Origin of the sequence: Kribbella italica (assembly GCF_014205135.1) — a bacterium.
GTDB classification, from domain to species: Bacteria; Actinomycetota; Actinomycetes; order Propionibacteriales; family Kribbellaceae; genus Kribbella; species Kribbella italica.
Window position 1 is genome coordinate 4,593,068 of sequence record NZ_JACHMY010000001.1, and the last position, 18,021, is coordinate 4,611,088.

18 protein-coding genes are annotated in these 18,021 nt (G+C 69.7%); 6 read left to right on the plus strand and 12 right to left on the minus strand.

Annotated elements, in window-relative coordinates:
* From HDA39_RS21225 to ilvA, 4 genes are read right to left on the minus strand one after another with little or no spacing between them, the layout of a single operon-like run.
* Complete coding sequence (locus tag HDA39_RS21225) at positions 1-807, minus strand: carbohydrate ABC transporter permease (protein ID WP_184797635.1); 807 nt, start codon at positions 805-807, stop codon at positions 1-3.
* Complete coding sequence (locus tag HDA39_RS21230; protein WP_184797637.1) at positions 804-1,676, minus strand: ABC transporter permease subunit; 873 nt, start codon at positions 1,674-1,676, stop codon at positions 804-806. The genes HDA39_RS21225 and HDA39_RS21230 overlap by 4 nt, the downstream gene beginning before the upstream one ends.
* On the minus strand, positions 1,673-3,010 hold the full coding sequence (locus HDA39_RS21235; protein WP_184797639.1) for an extracellular solute-binding protein: 1,338 nt from the start codon (positions 3,008-3,010) through the stop codon (positions 1,673-1,675). The genes HDA39_RS21230 and HDA39_RS21235 overlap by 4 nt, the downstream gene beginning before the upstream one ends.
* Positions 3,011-3,020: 10 nt before the next feature.
* Positions 3,021-4,226: a threonine ammonia-lyase gene (gene ilvA / locus HDA39_RS21240; protein WP_184797641.1), complete on the minus strand. Its 1,206-nt coding sequence runs from the start codon at positions 4,224-4,226 to the stop codon at positions 3,021-3,023.
* A 98-nt stretch (positions 4,227-4,324) separates the two neighbouring features.
* Between ilvA and HDA39_RS21245 the strand changes: the two genes are divergently transcribed.
* The 3 genes from HDA39_RS21245 to HDA39_RS21255 all read left to right on the plus strand — a co-directional run bounded on the left by HDA39_RS21245 (position 4,325) and on the right by HDA39_RS21255 (position 6,852).
* Entirely contained in the window at positions 4,325-4,540 is a 216-nt protein-coding gene (locus HDA39_RS21245) for a hypothetical protein (protein WP_184797643.1), read from the plus strand.
* Positions 4,541-4,614: 74 nt separating this feature from the next.
* Complete coding sequence (locus HDA39_RS21250) at positions 4,615-5,559, plus strand: aldo/keto reductase (protein WP_238356115.1); 945 nt, start codon at positions 4,615-4,617, stop codon at positions 5,557-5,559.
* A gap of 33 nt (positions 5,560-5,592) precedes the next feature.
* Positions 5,593-6,852 carry a phosphotransferase gene (locus tag HDA39_RS21255; RefSeq protein ID WP_184797645.1) on the plus strand — a complete coding sequence of 420 codons (1,260 nt, stop codon included), beginning with the start codon at positions 5,593-5,595 and terminating at the stop codon, positions 6,850-6,852.
* Positions 6,853-6,855: 3 nt separating this feature from the next.
* On the opposite strand, the gene HDA39_RS21260 is transcribed toward HDA39_RS21255, so the two are convergent.
* From HDA39_RS21260 to HDA39_RS21275, 4 genes are all read right to left on the minus strand, one after another.
* A complete protein-coding gene (locus tag HDA39_RS21260; RefSeq protein ID WP_184797647.1) occupies positions 6,856-7,659 on the minus strand; it encodes an ABC transporter permease in 804 nt (267 codons plus the stop codon).
* The gene (locus tag HDA39_RS21265) at positions 7,659-8,441 is read right to left on the minus strand and encodes an ABC transporter permease (protein WP_184797649.1); all 783 of its coding nucleotides are present in this window, start codon (positions 8,439-8,441) and stop codon (positions 7,659-7,661) included. Before HDA39_RS21265 ends, HDA39_RS21260 begins: the two co-directional genes overlap by 1 nt.
* A complete protein-coding gene (locus tag HDA39_RS21270; RefSeq protein ID WP_184797651.1) occupies positions 8,441-9,388 on the minus strand; it encodes an ATP-binding cassette domain-containing protein in 948 nt (315 codons plus the stop codon). The genes HDA39_RS21265 and HDA39_RS21270 overlap by 1 nt, the downstream gene beginning before the upstream one ends.
* A gap of 123 nt (positions 9,389-9,511) precedes the next feature.
* Positions 9,512-10,270 carry an SDR family oxidoreductase gene (locus HDA39_RS21275; protein ID WP_184797653.1) on the minus strand — a complete coding sequence of 253 codons (759 nt, stop codon included), beginning with the start codon at positions 10,268-10,270 and terminating at the stop codon, positions 9,512-9,514.
* A 118-nt stretch (positions 10,271-10,388) separates the two neighbouring features.
* On the opposite strand from HDA39_RS21275, the gene HDA39_RS21280 reads away from it, so the two are divergent.
* Together HDA39_RS21280 and HDA39_RS21285 are read left to right on the plus strand one after the other, a co-directional pair.
* The gene (locus HDA39_RS21280; protein WP_184797655.1) at positions 10,389-10,919 is read left to right on the plus strand and encodes a MarR family winged helix-turn-helix transcriptional regulator; all 531 of its coding nucleotides are present in this window, start codon (positions 10,389-10,391) and stop codon (positions 10,917-10,919) included.
* A complete protein-coding gene (locus HDA39_RS21285) occupies positions 10,916-12,523 on the plus strand; it encodes an MDR family MFS transporter (protein ID WP_184797657.1) in 1,608 nt (535 codons plus the stop codon). The genes HDA39_RS21280 and HDA39_RS21285 overlap by 4 nt, the downstream gene beginning before the upstream one ends.
* A 180-nt stretch (positions 12,524-12,703) precedes the next feature.
* Here the strand turns inward: HDA39_RS21285 and HDA39_RS21290 are convergent, their stop codons facing one another.
* From HDA39_RS21290 to HDA39_RS21305, 4 genes are all read right to left on the minus strand, one after another.
* Positions 12,704-13,981: an AI-2E family transporter gene (locus HDA39_RS21290; protein WP_184797659.1), complete on the minus strand. Its 1,278-nt coding sequence runs from the start codon at positions 13,979-13,981 to the stop codon at positions 12,704-12,706.
* Positions 13,978-14,133 carry a hypothetical protein gene (locus HDA39_RS21295; protein ID WP_184797661.1) on the minus strand — a complete coding sequence of 52 codons (156 nt, stop codon included), beginning with the start codon at positions 14,131-14,133 and terminating at the stop codon, positions 13,978-13,980. The genes HDA39_RS21290 and HDA39_RS21295 overlap by 4 nt, the downstream gene beginning before the upstream one ends.
* 76 nt (positions 14,134-14,209) lie before the next feature.
* The gene (locus HDA39_RS21300; protein ID WP_184797663.1) at positions 14,210-15,568 is read right to left on the minus strand and encodes a glutamate mutase L; all 1,359 of its coding nucleotides are present in this window, start codon (positions 15,566-15,568) and stop codon (positions 14,210-14,212) included.
* Between the two features lie 432 nt (positions 15,569-16,000).
* Positions 16,001-17,155, minus strand: coding sequence for a cystathionine gamma-synthase (locus HDA39_RS21305; protein WP_337925835.1), 1,155 nt, complete (start codon positions 17,153-17,155; stop codon positions 16,001-16,003).
* 283 nt (positions 17,156-17,438) lie between these two features.
* Here HDA39_RS21305 and HDA39_RS21310 point away from each other — a divergent pair, with 283 nt between their 5' ends.
* Positions 17,439-18,020 (plus strand): hypothetical protein, encoded by a 582-nt coding sequence (locus HDA39_RS21310; protein ID WP_184797665.1) that lies wholly within the window; start codon positions 17,439-17,441, stop codon positions 18,018-18,020.
* Position 18,021: the final 1 nt, after the last annotated feature.

Here is an 18,021-nt window from a genome sequence, read left to right on the forward strand (position 1 = left end):
TCACTCGCGTACAGCCCCTTCCAGCATCCCCGCGATGAAGTGCCGCTGCAGGAACGCATACACCAGTACGACGGGCAGCCCCACGATCACCGCGCCCGCGGCCAGCAGCGTGAACCCCGACGTGTACTGACCCGAGAAGAACGCCAGCCCCAGCGGCGCCGTCCGCAACGACTCGCTGGTCACCATCACCAGCGGGATCAGGAACTCGTTCCACGTCCACATGAACACCAGCACGATCAGCGTCACCAGCGCGGGTCGCGCCGGCGGGACGAGTACCTGCCACAGCGTCCGCCAGTGTCCGGCGCCGTCCAGCCGGGCCGCTTCGACCAGCGCGCGGCTCGACGAGCGGAAGTAGGCCCGCATCCAGAAGGTGCCGAAGGCAACGGACTGCGCGACCTGCGGCAGCGCGACCGCCCAGTACGTGTCGGTCAGCCCGAGCGTGCGCAGGTCGAAGTACAGCGGCACCACGATCGCCTCGGTCGGCATCATGATGCCGAGCAGGAACAGGTAGAACAGCACGCCCGCGCCGCGGAACCGCATCGTCCCGAACGCGTACCCGCTCAGGATCGACAGCAGCACGCTCGCGACGACCACGGACACCGAGACGAGCAGGCTCATCCGCAGGTACGTCCCGAAGTGCCCGATCTCCCAGGCCTTGCCGAAGTTCCCGAGGCCGCTCGACCCGCTACCGCCGTCGTCCGGCCCGAGCGCGGCGACGACGATCGACACGATCGGCGCCAGCGCGAAGCACCCGAAGACGATCAGCAGCAGGTAGTTGCCGAACCGCTCGGCGCCCGAGGCCCTCATGCCCGGTCCGCGATCCGGTTGACGCCGAGCGTGATCACGAAGATCAGCACGGTCAGGCAGACCCCGATCGCGGCCGCCGAGCCGACCTGCCCGAGCTCGAACGCCCGGTGGTACACCTCGTACGACGGCACGCTCGTCGACGTACCCGGTCCTCCGCTGGTCGTCACGTAGACCAGGTCGAAGGTCCGCAGCGCGGCGATCACCGTCAGCGTCACCGCGACCGCGATCTCACCCCGTACGGCGGGCAGCACCACCGCGAAGAACTCGGCCACCGATCCGGCACCGTCCAGCCGCGCCGCCTCGTACCGCTCCCGCGGGATCCGCGCCATCCCGGCCAGCAGCAGCACGGTCACCAGTCCCGTCTCGAACCACGTCCCGATCACCCCGACCGCGGGCAGCGCGAACGCGTAGTCCCCGAGCCAGCCGCGCGCGAGCCCGTCGAGACCGACCGCCCGCAGTACGTCGTTCAGCGGTCCGTCCGGCGAGTAGATCTGGCGCCAGGCAACGGCCACGACGACCATCGCGACCACCTGCGGCAGGAACACCACGGTCCGGAAGAACGCCAGGCCCCGGACCCGCGCCCGCTGCAGCACCGACGCGAGCGCGAGCCCGATCACCACCGGCAGCACCGAGTAGAAGACGATCAGCACCAGCGCGTGCCCGAAGGCGGCCCGCAGCCCCGCGTCGGCGACGACGTCGGCGTAGTTGCTCAGCCCGACGAACTTGCCGAGCGAGATCCCGTCCCACTCGAACAGGGAGAGGTGGACGGCCCGGCCGAGCGGGTAGAGCAGGAACAGTCCGTAGACGACCAGCGCCGGCAGGATGTAGAGGTACCCGATCTTGCGCGGTTCGCCGGGCGGTGAGCTCACTTGCCGGCGAACTTGCTGTAGTCGGCCTCCAGCTTGTCGACGAACTGCTGCGGTGTGGCCTTCTTCGCCATCAGGTCCTGCAGCGCCGCGCCGAGCGTGTCGTACATGGTCGGCGTCGCGTAGTCCAGGTACGGCACCAGGCCCTCCTCGCCGACCGCCGTACCGAACGCGGCGAAGACGTCCTTGGCCAGCCCGGCCGGTTCCTGCTGCTGAGCGGTGTCGGCGATCGGCAGGTTGCCGGTCGCGGTGAGCACCTTCATCGCGTCGGGGCTGGTGATGAAGTTGATGTACGCCGCGGCGGCGTCCTTGTTCTTCGCCTTGTTCGTCATCGCGAACGGCAGGCCGGTGCCGCCGGTGATCACCGGCTTGGCGCCGGCGTCCGTGCCGGGCGGCAGCATGAACCCGACCTTGGTGCCGAGCGCCTTCTGCAGGTCGGCCTGCAGCCAGGTCCCCGCGATCAGGAAGACGCCGTTGCCCTTGCCGAAGTCCTGCCAGGCCGGGTCGTAGCCCTGGCCGTTGAAGCCGGAGTTGAAGTAGCCCTTGTCCACCCAGGAAACCAGGTTCTCGGCGGCCTTGGTGTTCTCCGGCGTCTTCCAGGACGCGCCGGGCCGGCCGAAGGCGAGCGTGGTGATCTGGTCGGCCGGGGTGGTCTTGTCCTGCACGGTGCCGAAGACGTGGATGGCCGGCCACTTGTCCAGGTTGCCCAGCTGCATCGGGAGCTCGCCGCCCGCCTTGGCCTTGGCCAGCGCGTCCTCGAACTCCGCCCACGTGGTCGGCGGCTGGATCCCGAGCTTGGTCAGCTTCTCCTTGTTGTAGTAGAGGCCGACCACCTCACCCACCTGCGGCAGGCCGTAAAGGTTGCCTTCGCCGAACGTCTTGCCGTCGGCGGAGTACCGCGAGTACTGCATCACCGAGGCCGCGTAGCGGCTGCCCCAGTCGTATGCCTTGGCCCATTCGTCCAGCGGAACCAGCTGGCCCGCCTTGACGAACTCACCCATGTCGGAGCGCCCGTTGTTGGCCTGGACGACGTCCGGGGCATCGTTGCCGGACAGGGCGAGCCGCAGCGTGGTCTTGAGGTCGTCGAAGGACCGCGAGACCCGCTTCAGCTTGATGTTCGGGTACTTGGCCTGGAACTGCTTGTTCAGCTCGGCCATCTGCGCCGCCTGCCCGCCGCGGACCTCCTGGTCCCACACGGTCAGGCTGACGTCCCCCAACGACGCCGCGTCGGTCTTCACCGAGCTCGGCGCACTCGCGCCGCCCTCCGGGGTCTCCGACCCCGGCGCACAGGCGGTGGCCAACAACAAAGCTGCAGCCGCTAGGGCAACGACCTTCACAGGGGACTCCTCAGTTCAGCGTATAGGTGTATCCGTTGGCGCTCAGGCTGTTCAATACCCGCATCCGGTGCTCCTCACCCCGGGTCTCCAGCTGCAGCGCGACCTCGACCTCGTCCAGGTCGAGGGTCTCGGAGATGCGTTCGTGCAGGACCTCGATGATGTTCGTCTCGACCTCCGCGAGCCGGCCGAGCAGCGTGGCCAGACCGCCGGGAGTGTCCGGGATCCGCACCCGCAGTGACAGGTACCGCCCGGCGGCGGCCATGCCGTGCCGCAGGACGCGCATCAGCAGGACAGGGTCGATGTTGCCACCGGACAGGACCACGACGACCGGCGGCTTGAACCGCAACGGATCGTCCAGTACGGCGGCGACCGCGGCCGCGCCGGCCGGTTCGACCACCAGCTTGGCGCGTTCCAGGACCAGCAAGAGGGCCTTCGACAACGAGTCCTCACCGACGGTGAGCACGTCGTCGACGTACGCCTGGATCGCCGCGAACGGCACCTGCCCGGGCAGCCCGACCGCGATCCCGTCGGCCATCGTGCTCATCCGGTCCAGCGCGATCGGCTGCCCGGCCGCCAGCGAGGCCGGGTACGCCGCGGCGCCCTTCGCCTGCACACCGACGACGCTGATCGGCATCCCGTCGCGCTGCATCGCCGTCGCGATCCCGGCGACCAGTCCACCACCGCCGGTCGGTACGACGACGGTCCGGACCTGCGGGCACTGCTCGACGATCTCCAGCCCCGCGGTCGCCTGCCCGGCGACGATGTCGCGGTGGTCGAACGGGTGGATCAGGATCGCGCCGGTCTCGGCCTCGAAGTCCCGCGCCGCCCGCAGGCAGTCGTCGATCGACGTCCCGACGAACCGGATGTCGGCGCCGTACGCGCGGGTCGCCTTCTCCTTCGGCAGCGGCGCGCCGTACGGCATGAAGACGGTCGACTTGATCCCAAGCAACTGCGCCGCGAGCGCGACGCCCTGGGCGTGGTTCCCGGCGCTCGCCGCGACGACGCCGCGCGCCTTCTCCTGCTTCGACAGGCGCGCCATCCGCACGTACGCGCCGCGCAGCTTGAACGAGCCGGTGCGCTGCAGGTTCTCGCACTTGAGGAAGACGTCGCCGCCGACCAGGTCGCTCAGCCAGCGCGAGTACTCCAGCGGCGTCGGCGCCACCACGTCGTGCAGCAGATCCGCTGCCCGGGCAATCTCAGCCGCTGTGATGCTCACCTGCCCACACTAAGCCGACCGCCGGGTACGAGGGACCCATTTCCCTGAAACTCGGTACGCCGCCCGCAGGTTCGCCGCCTACGATGCCGCAGTGACCGGTGGTGCGCCCCGAGGACCAGGCGGAGCTCGTCCTGCCGTCCGGACTGCCGCGGATAGAGCTGACCGGTGAGGTGTGGTTCCCGGACGTCGGCGCGGTCGTGCGTTCGTTCGCCGAGCAGCTCGGGATCGCGGCGTACGTGCTGGACTGCCTCGACGCCGAGGGGCCGGCGTACCTGATGATGGCCGTAGGCAACGTTCCGGCCGGCGCGCGGTGATGATGGTCCCGGATCTCGACGCGCCGTCAAGATCGCGGCAGACCGGAACGCGCCGCTCGACTAGGTTGAGTGTCATGACCCTGCAGACGCGTCCCCTCGGCTCTTCCGGTATCGACGTCACCACCATCGGGCTGGGCGCCTGGCAGCTCGGCAAGTCGTCGAGCTGGCCGACCGGGCCCGATCCGGACGAGGCGGTGCGGATCGTGCACGCCGCGCTCGACGCCGGGGTGAACTTCATCGACACCGCGCCGGCGTACGCCGACGGCCAGAGCGAACTCAACGTCGGGACCGCGCTGCAGAGCGTCCCCCGCGACCAGGTCGTGCTCTGCACCAAGGTCGGGCCGACGCACGACGGCCGCGCCGACTGGGCGGTCGACGCGGTCGCGACGTCGGTCGAGGGCAGCGCGCGGCGGATGGGCGTCGACCACATCGACGTCGTCGTCCTGCACAGCCCGCCGCCGGAGGTGCTGAACAGCGCCGAGCACTACGCGGCACTGGAAGCACTGCGCGACAAGGGCCTGATCCGTGCCTTCGGCGCGTCCGTCGACTGGGACCAGGACGTCCGCACGGTCCTGACCACCACGGCGTCGCAGGCGTTGGAGGTCCGGATGTCGGCGCTCTTCCAGGAGACCTGGCCGAGCGCCTCCGAAGCTCCCGCTCAAGGTGCCGGCGTCATCGTCAAGGTCCCGCTGGAGTCCGGCTGGCTCTCCGGCCGGTACGACGCCAACAGCACCTTCTCCGACGTCCGCTCCCGCTGGACCGCCGAGGACGTAGCGCTCCGCGCCGGCCTCGTCGACGAACTGCGCGCGCTGCTCCCGTCCGGCGTGAGCCTCGTCGACGCGGCCGTCCAGTTCCTCCTCGCGAACGACGGCGTCTCCACGGTCATCCCCGGCACCCGATCCATCGAGCACCTCGAAACCAGCATCGCCTCAGCCGCCAACCCGCTCCCCGCGGAGACCGTCGACGCAATCCGCACCTGGTACACCACCCGTCTGGGCGACCAACACCTCGACTGGTAAGGATCCCTGAGCCGACCGCCGTACGCTGCCCCAATGCCAGACACCAGTACGACGGTCGCCGCGGTCCTGGTCGCTGCCGACGGCCTCCACCGGCTGCCCGACGTACAGGTCCCCGGCAAGGTGCGGTTCTTCGACGTCGAGGCCGTGCTCCAGACTGTCCGCTCCGAACTCGGTGTCGACGCGACGGTGCTCACCTGCCTCGCCAGGGGCGGCAGCAAGACCGACTACCTGCTGAGCAGCACGGGCACGAGCGACCTCGGCCCGGCGACGCCCACTCGACCCGACGACCCACTCGTCGCAGCAGCTCAGGCCCACCTTGCTCTTCCGCACGATCACCCGCTGACCCCCGCCTGGACGCAACCAGGCTGGTACGCCGACGCCCTGGCCTGGATCGACGAGCAGGTCGAGCGAACCGGTCCGCCGGTTCAGGTCCGTTCCGGCGGCCTGTCCAACGTGCTGCGCGTGCCGACCAGCTCGGGCGACGTGTACTTCAAGGCCCTCATCCACAGCAGCAACGTCGTACTGGATCGCGCCGACGCCGCGCCGCTGCTGTTCGCCCACGAGCCACGACTGCTCGACCGGCTCTCGACCGTACGGCCCGGTCAGGTGGTTCGCCCGATCGTTGCCGACCACGATCGCGTCTGGCTCCTGCTGCCCGACCTCGGAGTACCGCTCGCCCAGCAGACAGAACTCGCACCCTGGGTCAGCGCGCTGGAGGCGCACGGTCGGCTGCAGCGCGGCTTCACCGACTCGACGGACGACCTGCTCGCGATGGGCTGCGTCGACCGCCGGCTCGCCACTGTCCCGGACGAGCTCGACCGGCTGTTCGGCGCGGACCTGGTGACCGCCGGACTCACCGCCGACGAGCGCGGCCGGCTCCCGGCACGCTCGAAGGAACTGCGCGACTCCATCGACGAACTGGCCTCGATCGGCATCCCGGAGACGCTGCTCCACGGAGACCTGCACGCCGACAACATCGCCGTCCGCGACGGCGTACCGGTCACCTTCGACTGGACCGACGCCGCTGTGTCCCACCCGTTCCTCGACCTGATCACCTTCGTCGGCGACCGGTACGAGCTGTCACGGTCTCCTCGCGTCACGGACTCCTACCTCGCCGTCTGGCAGGACTTCGCGCCTCTGCCCGCCCTGCGCCGCGCGCTCGATCTGGCCGGGCGGCTTGGCGCGTTGCACCAGGCCATCACGTCGCTGCACCTCGCCGACAACGTGTCCGGCCCGAGTCGGGCCGGAATGCGCGCGGGTGCCACACAGTGGGTCCGCAAGCTGCTGGAGTGAGTGCTACTTGAGCAGCAGTTTGCCCAAGCGGCGGGAGGCGACGTACATGCCGGCGGTGCCCATGGCGACCAGGTAGAGGGCGTTGATCAGCAGGGTCCAGCTGACGGTGCCGGTGGTCAGCGCGCGTTCGAGCGCGACGCCCTGGTAGAGCGGGGTGATCTCGACCAGCCAGCGGATCGCGCCGGGGTAGGTCTCGATCGGGTAGAAGGTCGCCGAGAACAGGAACATCGGCATCGTCGCCAGCTGGACGAACTCGAAGTCCTGCCAGCTGCGCATGAACGTGGTCATCGCCATCCCGGCGCCGGCGAACGCGTACCCGATCAGGATCGCGGCCGGCAGCGCGAGCAGCGTCCACCACGACTCGACCAGGCCGAGCAGCAGCATCACGACGATGAACATCGCCGAGTAGCAGGCGCCGCGGAGCAGTGCCCAGGTCACCTCGCCGGTCGCGACGTCCCACGGCCGCAACGGTGTGGCCAGCATCGAGTCGTACAACCGGGCGTACTTCATCCGGAAGAAGATGTTGTACGTCGAGTCGAAGATCGCGCCGTTCATCGCCGAGCTGGCCAGCATCGCCGGCGCGACGAACGCGGCGTACCCGATCGCGGTGCCGTCGGCCAGCGTGAAGTCGCCGACCAGCTGGGCGACGCCGACGCCGATCGAGAGCAGGTAGAAGACCGGCTCGAAGAAGCCGGAGACGAAGACGATCCACGATCGCCGGTAGACCAGGAAGTTGCGCTCGACCAGGTGCCGCCCGTTGCCGAAGCGGACCGGGAGCGGCAGCACCCGTGCGGTGAGTGTGGCCATCAGCTGATCAACCTCCGGGTCAGGCCGCGGACCGCGAACCACGTGCCGACGACGAACCACGCCGCCAGGTAGGCCAGGTTGCCCAGGGCGGCGAGCGGGTCGACCGTGCCCAGGCTCAGGTCACGGGACAGCTCGACGCCGTGCCACAGCGGGCTCAGGTAGGCCAGCCACTCGATCCAGTTGGGCAGTTGCGAGACCGGGAAGAACGCGCCCGAGAACAGGAACGCCGGGACGACGCCGAACCGGAAGATCATCGCGAAGCCCGAGTCGTTCTCCAGCCGGGTCGCGACCGCGCAGACCGGCGCCGACGCCGCCATCCCGACCAGCAGCGCGACCGGCAGCCCGAACAGTCCCCACGGCGTGGCCAGCCCGTCGAACAGCGCGATCACCACCAGGAACACCGTGCAGGTGGTCAGCACCCGGAACGCGACGAACGCGAGCTGCCCGTACATCACGTCCGCGGGCCGCAGCGGCGTGGCGATCATCGAGAAGTAGAACTTCTGCCACTTGATCCCGCCCATCACCGGGTACGTCGACTCACCGACCGCGATCTGCAGCGCGGTCGCGGCGAGCAGGCCCGGCGCGATGAACTGCAGGTAGCTGATCCCGCCGAGCGCGCCGGTCCCGTTGTCGTCGACGAACGAGCCGAGGCCGATGCCCATCGCGGCCAGGTAGAGCAGTGGCAGCAGGAAGCTGCTGACCAGGCTGCCCTTCCAGGTGCGTTTGTAGACCGTCGCCCAGTAGTCGAACTGGCGGCGGCCGTTCTCCAGCACGACGCTCATCAGTCCACCAGCGTCCGGCCGGTCAGCCGCAGGAACACGTCCTCGAGCGTCGACCGCCGAACCAGTACGGCGGCCGGCTGCAGCCCGCGCTCGTGCACCGCGGCGACCGTGCGCTCGCCGTCGTCGGTGTAGAGCAGCAGCCGGTCGGGCAGCACCTCGATCCGCTGGGCCAGGTCCTCGACCTTGCCGGCCAGCGCGTCGTGATCGGCCGACATCACCTCCGGCCCGAACCGCAGCTCGGTCACCTCACGGGTCGAGTAGTCCCGGATCAGCTCGTACGGCGAGCCTTCGGCCGCGATCAGTCCGGCGTCCATCACCACCAGCCGGTCGCAGAGCTGCTCGGCCTCGTCCATGTAGTGGGTCGTGATGATGAGGGTGACGCCGGCCTGCTTGAGCCGGAACAGCTTGTCCCACAACAGGTGCCGGGCCTGCGGGTCCAGCCCGGTGGTCGGCTCGTCGAGCAGCAGCAGGTCGGGCTTGCTGACCAGGGACCGGGCGATCGTCAGCCGCCGCTTCATCCCGCCGGACAGTTCGTCGACCTTGACCTTCGCCTTGTCGGTCAGCGCGACGAACTCCAGCAGCTCGTCGGCCCGTTCTCGGCAGTCGGCCCTGCTGAGCCCGAAGTACCGGCCGTAGACGGTCAGGTTCTCGTGCACCGACAGCTCGGTGTCGAGGGTGTCGTCCTGCGGGCAGACCCCGAGCCGCGCCCGGATCGCCGGCCCGTCGGTCGCCGGGTCCATCCCCAGGATCCGCAGCTCGCCGCCGCTGACCGGCGAGACCGCCCCGATCATCCGCATCGTCGAGGACTTGCCCGCGCCGTTGGGCCCGAGGAAGCCGAACGCCTCGCCCTTGACGACGTCCAGGTCGATCCCCCGCACGGCCTCGAACGCGCCGTACGCCTTCGTCAGCCCACGCGCCCGGACCAGAGACTCCCGCTGCTCACTCACCTGCCCGACCCTAGACCGCTCCACGGACAACTTCTTGTCGATTTGCCCGCAGGCGGTCAGGTCGCACTTTTCGCCGTACGCCGGGCCGTCGTACGGGCTAGCTAACCTGCCTGGGCAGTACAGCTAGCCGCGGCCGGCGTACGGCATGCCCGCTGCCATCACCGTGAGCGTCGGCACCGCGACCGACGTCGGCAGCAACGCCACCCGCGCGACGAAGTCGGCGACGATCCTCGGGTCGAACGTCGGCTCCACCGCGGTCGACCCGTCCGGCTGCAACGCGCCCTGCTCCATCCGCTCCGTCATCGCGGTGGCGGCGTTGCCGATGTCGATCTGGCCGGCGGTGATTCCGTGCGGGCGGCCTTCGAGCTCGAGGCCCTTGGTCAGCCCGGTGATCGCGTGCTTGGACGCCGTGTAGGCGATCGCGTGCGGCCGCGGGACGTGCGCCGACAACGACCCGTTGTTGATGATGCGGCCACCGGAAGGGTCCTGGCGCAGCATCAGCGCGTACGCCGCCTGCGCGCACAGGAACGAGCCGGTCAGGTTGGTGTCGACGACCGCGCGCCAGGCGTCTTCGCCGACCTCCTCGATCGGCGCGGCCGGCATGCCGGTACCGGCGTTGTTCACCAGGACGTCGATCCGGGGCAGGCTCGCGAAGAACTCGCGGACGGCCGCGCCGTCGGTCACGTCCAGGACCGCCGTACGGACCTCGCCGACGCCCGCGTCCCCGACGGCGTCGATCTCCTCGGCGGCGGCCGCGGTCTCCAGCAGCTTCGTCTCGGTCCGCCCGGTCACCGTCACCTGGAACCCGGCCGCGGCGAGCGCGAGCGCCATCTCCCGCCCGAGCCCGGACCCACCGCCGGTGACCACCGCGATCTTCTGCATCCCCGTCCCCAATCCAGTCAGTGACCGCCAGACTACGGGCGGTTAATCGTTGGCGATTTGTGGGTCATCCTAGGAAACTCATTTGCATGTATCACGCACGTATGTATATGCTTGCACCATGCATGTAAATGACGGGTACGCCCCGCAGACCCCGGTAGAGGGAGTTCTGCACGCGTTCACCCGGATCGGGCGGCGGCTGAAGGCCAAGCAGCCCGGCGACTCGCTCGACCAGAGCGCCCACCTGGTGCTCTTCGTCCTGCGGTGCAACGGCGCGCTGCGACTGTCCGACCTGGCGAACAAGATGGAGCTCGACGCCTCCACCGCCAGCCGGCACGTCCGGTCGCTGGAGCAGGCAGGCCTGGTGCAGCGCTCGGTCGACCCCGCCGACGGACGCGCCTTCCGGGTCGAGCTGACCGAGCAGGGCACGGCCGAGTGGGAGGAGAACGCCCGCCGCCGGATGGCGTTGCTCACCCAGGCCATGGAGGGCTGGTCCGAGCAGGACATCAAGAATTTCGAGCAGTTGATGACGCGGTTCGCCGACGGCGTCGCGAATCTCACCGACGCACGCGACGACCGGGCCTGGGCCGACAAGGGCTGGGCCGCCGCCGCGCGACTGACCACCGAAGAGAACGTGGAGAGCACCAGATGAGCACCACCGAGCCCGCCGTCACCGGCGGCGCCGCGCCTGATCCGAACACCCCGAGCTACCTGTCCCACAAGCAGATCCTGGTCGTGCTCGGCGGCCTGATGGCCGGCATGTTCCTGGCAGCGCTCGACCAGAGCATCGTCGGGACCGCGCTGCCGCAGATCGTCAGCGAGTTCAACAGCCTGGACAAGCTGTCCTGGGTGGTCACCGCCTACCTGCTGACCTCGACCGCCTCGACGCCGCTGTGGGGCAAGATCTCCGACCTGTACGGCCGCCGCCCGCTGTTCATCGCGGCGATCGTCACCTTCCTGGCCGGCTCCGTGCTGGCCGCGCTGGCGCAGAACATCGAGGAACTGATCGGCTTCCGCGCCGTCCAGGGCCTGGGCGCCGGCGGTCTGATGTCGCTGGCCTTCGCCACCATCGGCGACGTGATCCCGCCGCGTGAGCGCGGCAAGTACATGGGGTACTTCGGTGCCGTCTTCGGCCTGTCCTCGGTGGCCGGCCCGCTGCTCGGCGGCCTGCTCACCGACGGTCCCGGCTGGCGCTGGATCTTCTGGATCAACCTGCCGATCGGCCTGGTCGCCCTGGGCGTCGTCGCCGCCGTACTGAAGCTGCCGCACGTGAAGCGCTCGCACAAGATCGACTACCTCGGCGCCTCCGTGGTCACCGGTGCGGTCACCACCCTGCTGCTGGCCGTCTCCTGGAGCGGCCCGAGCAACGGCTGGGGCTCGGCCACCACGATCGGCCTGCTGGTCGCCGCGGTCGTGCTCGCCGTCGCCTTCGTCTTCGTCGAGCTGCGGGTCTCCGAGCCGATCATCCCGATGGACCTGTTCAAGGGCCGGATCTTCTCCGGGTACGCCGGGTTCGCGTTCCTGCTCGGCTTCGCGATGTTCGGCGCGCTGATCTTCCTGCCGCTGTACCTGCAGGCGGTCAAGGACATGTCGCCGACCCGGTCGGGCCTGGCGCTGCTGCCGATGATCCTCGGCATCTTCAGCGCCTCGATCCCCAGCGGCCAGCTGATGAGCAAGACCGGCCGCTACAAGATCTACCCGATCATCTCGGCCGTCCTGGTCGGCGTCGCGATGCTGATGCTGTCCACGCTGAGCCTCGACACGCCGTACTGGCAGCTCGCGATCTACATGTTCGTGATGGGTTCCGGGCTGGGGCTGTCGATGCAGATCACCGTCACCGCGGCGCAGAACAGCGTGCCCCGGCAGCACATGGGCACGGCGACCTCGTCGATGACGTTCTTCCGCTCGATGGGTGGCGCGATCGGTACGGCCGTGTACGGCGCGGTGCTGACCAGCCGGCTCACCGAGCACCTGGGCGACATCGTCCCGAGCTCCGCCCAGAACATGGTCGGCCAGCTCGCCAAGGCGGCCAACAGCGTCGACGCGCTGCACGCGCTGAAGGAGCCGATGCAGGGCTGGGCGCTGCACGGCCTGGTCGAGGCGATGGGCGACGTGTTCCTGGTCTCCCTGCCGTTCCTGGCGATCGCCCTGGTGATCGCGATCATCACCCCGGAGCAGCGCCTGGCCGGCCGCGACGAGACCCCGAAGGACGGCGAGGAGCCGAACCTCGAGGCCTCCGCCGCCGCCATGCACTGACCCGTATGACGCGAACGCCGTCCCCGGGGGATCCCCCGGGGGCACGCGGACAGCCGCCCCTGAGATCCGGGGCACGCGGACGGCCGGCCCCGGGATTCCCGGGGGCGGCCGTTCGCTTTCCAGCAGCGGGTGCCGCTCGCACTTTCAAGTCTGCGCGGCTGCTGATACCCGCACAGGTCATCAGGCGTCGGCGAGCGGCCCCTCGGCCGCGGACTTCCGCCGTACCGGTCTTCGAGGAATCGGGCGTGGTGGTTCGGGATCGACGTCGTTGCCGGCCAGGTGGTTGACGATCGTGTTGATCACCGCGGCCGTCGGCACCGCGATCAGCGCCCCCACGATCCCGGCGACGATCACGCCCGTCGCGATCGACAGGATCACCGCGAGCGGGTGCACGCTCACCGCACGGCCCAGCAGGAACGGCTGCAGCACGTGCGCCTCCAGCTGCTGGACACCGATCACGACCGCGAGCATGATCACCGCGACGATCGGGCCCTTGGCAACCAACGCGACCAGGACGGCGACGCAGCCGGACACCAGCGCGCCGACCACCGGCACGAACGCGCCAACGAACACCAGGATGCCGATCGCGCTGACCAGCGGCAGCCCGAGAATGGCCGCACCGAGCGCGATCCCGATCGCGTCCACCGCGGCGACGATGATCGTGGCCCGGACGAACGCGGTCAGCGAGACCCACGCCTTGCGCCCCGACGAGTCGGCCTTGTCGCGCGCCTGCAGCGGGAACAGCCGGACCAGCCAGGCCCAGATCTGCTCGCCCTGGTACAGGAAGAAGAACAGGCTGAACAACGCGATGAACAGTCCTGCGACGAGGTGCGTCGCGGTGGTCCCGACCTCGGCGGCCCGCTGCCCGAGCGCGCCGCCGGACATCACGGTGTCGCGCAGCCGGTTCAGCGCGTCGGTGATGTCGGCGTCGGTGACGTTCAGGTTGATCCGGGCCAGGTCGCGCAGCTTCTGCACACCTTCGCCGACCTGGGTCGACAGGTTCTCGAACTGGGTCGCGATCTGCGTCCCGACCAGCGTGAGCAGCCCCGCCACCAGCACGATCGTGAACACCACGGTGATACCGGCCGCCGGCCCGCGCGCGAGCTTCAGCTTCTGCAGCCCGTTCGTGACGGGGATCAGCAGGGCGGTCAGCAGGATGCCGACGGTCACCGGTACGACGACCTCGGACAGGTACCGCATCGCGTACGCGATCACCAGGACGGCCGCCACGACGACCAGGAAGCGCCAGGCCCAGGCACTGGCGATCTGCATGCCCGGCGTCACACCGGTGTCGACCGGCCCGCGGCTGGACGCCACCACCAGATGATCCTCGGAGGCCGGCACGACGGTGTCGCTGGTCCCCTCGGCAACCTGGTTGTCCGCGACCGGACTCGGCGCATCCCGCCCGACCTCCGGCACGTCGGACCGCTCCTGCTCCGGCTTCTCCGGATCGCTCATGGCACCTCCCCAGGCTCGATGCTGACCCTAGTGCCCGGTGGGGACCGTTCCATGTAGGTCCCCCACCAGGCGATCTCGTCGCCGGTCCGCACCCACGGCGCGTACGTCGTACGCCGGCCCGCCGCGACGCGGCGTTCGCCGACGGCCAACACCCACGCCGCGCTCGTGCGGCGGTCCGCGCTCGCGGCGTTCGCCGCGACGCGGCGCCTGTCGCCGGCGCCCCCGCGGTTAGCTCTCGGCGCTCACCCGGCGTGCCAGGCCTTCGGCCGCGACCGGGTCCACCTCGGCGAGCAGACCGACCCCCGCCAGCACGTAGTCCTTGTCGACGCAGACCCGGGCCGTCGTCGGCACCAGCCAGCCCTCCTCCTGCGCGCCCGCGCCCAACGCGCCGAGGATCCGCTCAGCCACCTCGGGCCCGTTGTGCCGCAGTACTCCCCCGGACCCGACCAGCAGATCCACCTCGCGCAGGTCCTTCCCCGACCGCTCGATCACGCGCCCGCCGGGCCCGAACACGACCCGCTGCCGCCCCGCATGCCGACGCAACGCGACCGTCGCCGCCACCGTCGCCAACTGTTCGTCGTACGACGCCTCCGCTGTCGAGTCCGGCAGGTACGCAGGATCGTCGTGCCTCCGCCTCGCTGCCGCACTCAACTCTGTTACCTCGTCAACCAGCCCCGCCTCAACCCCCGCCGCCACCACCGGAACCGCGCTCCACCGCATCCCGAGGTCGCCCTCCACCGTGCGCGTCACCGGATGCGTGGCGACGACCTCGCGCCCTAGGTTGGCGTCCTCCGGATCGAGCTCGATCACCGAGTGCACGTCCGTGGTCGCGCCGCCGATGTCCACCACCGCGACGTCCCCGTGCAGCCCGGCGAGCACCTCGACACCGCGCAGTACGACGTCCGGCGTAGCCGCCCGCACCATCCGCGCGAACGCCGGATCCTTCGACAGGTTCTTCCCGCCGATCACGTGCGCCAGGAACATCTCCCGGATCGCCGCCCGCGCCGAGTCGGGCGCGAACACCCCGATCTCGGGCACGACGTTGTCCGCGAGCACCGACGGCACTCCCCCACCGTCCAGCAGCCCGGCCACCTCGTCCCGCGCCTCGATGTTGCCCGCAGCAACCACCGGCTTGCGCCATTTGTACTTCGCCAGCACCCCGGCCGCCCCGGTCAGCACCGCCGAGTTCCCGCCGTCGGTCCCACCCAGCAGCAGTACGACGTCCGGCTTCTCCGCCCGTAACGCCTTCACCGATCCGGCCGTCAACCCACCGCTGACCACCGCCACCACCCGCCCACCACTGGACAACGCAACCCGCCGCCCAGCCTCGGCCGTCACCAACTCCTCGTTCCCCACGACCGCGATCCGCAGCCCACCCCCCGCGGAAGAACAGGCCAGCACCTCTGCCCGCCCCACCCCCCGATCCACCGCCATCAGTTGCTCCCGGCAAGCAAACCACCCGTCGAGCACATCAGTCCCAACCGTGGTCCGATGCTCAGCCCGAGCCACCAACTCCCCCGACCCCGCATCCACCACCACCGCCTTGGTAAACGTCGACCCGAAGTCAACCGCCACCACAAGCCCCATACCTACCGCCCCATCCACAAACCCACGCCGCCCCCACCACTCCCCAACCCCGCAGACGATGCCGTTACCCCAGCCGCACCACCAAGCCAACCACCACGAGCCGGCCCACCACCACACCTACCCAGGCACCGTCCGGCCGGGGCGAGCTGGAGCAGGAACGGGGCCTGCGCGGTCGCGTCGGCGAAGGCTTGGGCGGCGGGTCGCCGGCATTCGGGACGCCGAGTAGGTGAACTACAAGTCTTTCCCGGCCGCAGCGACCTCACCCCACGCAACCTCCCCGGCCGCATCACCGCCGACCTCACCCCAAGCTCTCCCACCAGAACCCAGGCATACCGCGCCAACTCACCCACGCCCCTCAGCGCCATCCCATGTCTTCCTGGCCGGCGGTGGGACTCGGTGCCCAGGGCACCAAATCCCACCGCGGACCCAACGTCACGCCAGGGAGCGGTCGAGGTCCTGGAGCAGGTCGTCGATCGTCTCGATGCCGACGCTGAGGCGGATCAAGTCGGCCGGGACCTCCAGCGGGGTGCCGGCGACCGATGCGTGCGTCATCTTGCCCGGGTGCTCGATCAGCGACTCGACACCACCGAGCGACTCGCCCAGCGTGAAGACCTCGGCCTTGTTGCAGATGTCGAGCGCGTGCTGCTCGCCGCCGCTGACCCGGAACGACACGATCCCGCCGTACCGCTTCATCTGCTTGGCGGCGGTCTCGTGACCGGGATGTCCCTCGACACCGGGGTAGAGCACCGACGTCACCGCGGAGTGCCGTTGCAGGAAGTCGACGACCTTCTCGGCGTTGTCGCTGTGCCGGTCCATCCGGACGCCCAGCGTCTTGATGCCGCGCAGCACCAGCCAGGCGTCGAACGGTCCGGCGACGGCACCGATCGCGTTCTGGTGGAAGGCGATCTTCTCGGCCAGCTCCTGGTCGCGGACGATCAGCGCACCGCCGACCACGTCGGAGTGCCCGCCCATGTACTTCGTGGTCGAGTGCACGACCACATCCGCGCCCAGCTCCAGCGGCTGCTGCAGGTACGGCGAGGCGAAGGTGTTGTCGACGACCAGCAGCGCGCCGGCGTCGTGCGCGATCTGCGCGACGATCGCGATGTCCGCGACGTTCAGCAGCGGGTTCGTGGGGGTCTCGAGCCAGACGACCTTCGTCTTGCCCGGGCGGATCGCGGCGCGGATCGCCTCCGGGTGGGTGACCGCGGCCGGCGTCATCTCGACGCCCCAGGCGCCCAGCACCTTGGAGAACAGCCGGAACGTGCCGCCGTACGCGTCGTCGGGGAAGACCACGTGGTCGCCGGGGACGCACAGCGACCGGATCAGCGTGTCTTCGGCGGCCAGGCCGCTGGCGAACGCGAACCCGCGCTTGCCGCCCTCGATCGCGGCCAGACACTCCTCGAGCGCGGTCCGGGTCGGATTGGCCGACCGGGAGTACTCGTAGCCGTTGCGCAGCCCGCCGACGCCGTCCTGCTTGTAGGTGCTCGTCGCATAGATCGGCGGCACCACCGAACCGGTGGTCGGGTCAGGCTCGTTGCCGGCATGGATCGCGAGGGTCTCGAAGCCGTACTGGTCGTTGATCTCCACCGAACCAATGTACGGCCTGGTCCTATCCGTGCCCGAATCGTGCCCTAGATGCTGTGGACAACAGAAGTGGAACCGCCGACCCTCAACTCTGAGTCCAAGGCTGACCACAAGGTTTTGGGGCCGCCCGTTCTGGACTGAGGAGGGAGGGAGCGCAGCGACCGACCGACGAGGGAAGAACGGGCGACCAAGCCCCAAAACCCGCGGCGACGAAGTCGACGCCAAAAGCACAGCCATGACCCTCGATCGCACCTAAATTTGCTCGGGTTGAGTGAAGGGATGCGGGATGAAGACGCAGGACAGGCCGCTGGACGAGGACGACCTCGCGATGGCCGACTTCGCCGAGGTCCAGGACTGGACGGCCGTGGCCGGCCCGGACAGCGACGCCACCGGTCCCGCCGTGGTGACCGCGCTGGTCAACCGCGTGATGGCGGCGACCGGCTGGACGCCGTGGGACCTGGAGCCGGGCGAGACGATCGACGACGGTTCCGCCTCCTGGGGATTCACCACCCGGCGCGGTACGACGATGGTGGTCTTCGACGGGCTCGCGTTCGCCGACTGCCGCAACGCGGGCTGGACGGCGTACCAGATCGGCCCTGACGACATCGCCGACGCGGAGAAAGGGCTGGACGAGCACTGGCCCGACCACCTCCAGCTGGCCCGCAAGCACTGGGGCGAGCCCGACTACCTCAGCGACGACAGCAACCCGGACTTTCTCGACGAGTGGGGCGCGGGGGCGGGCGTGGACCGCCGGCACCTGGCCGTCTGGATCCGGACCGGAGCGCAGTTCCACCTGTTCAGCAACAAGCCGACCAAGGATCCGCTGACTCCGGCCGTGGGTGTCAACTACGCGGTCTACATCGACTAGG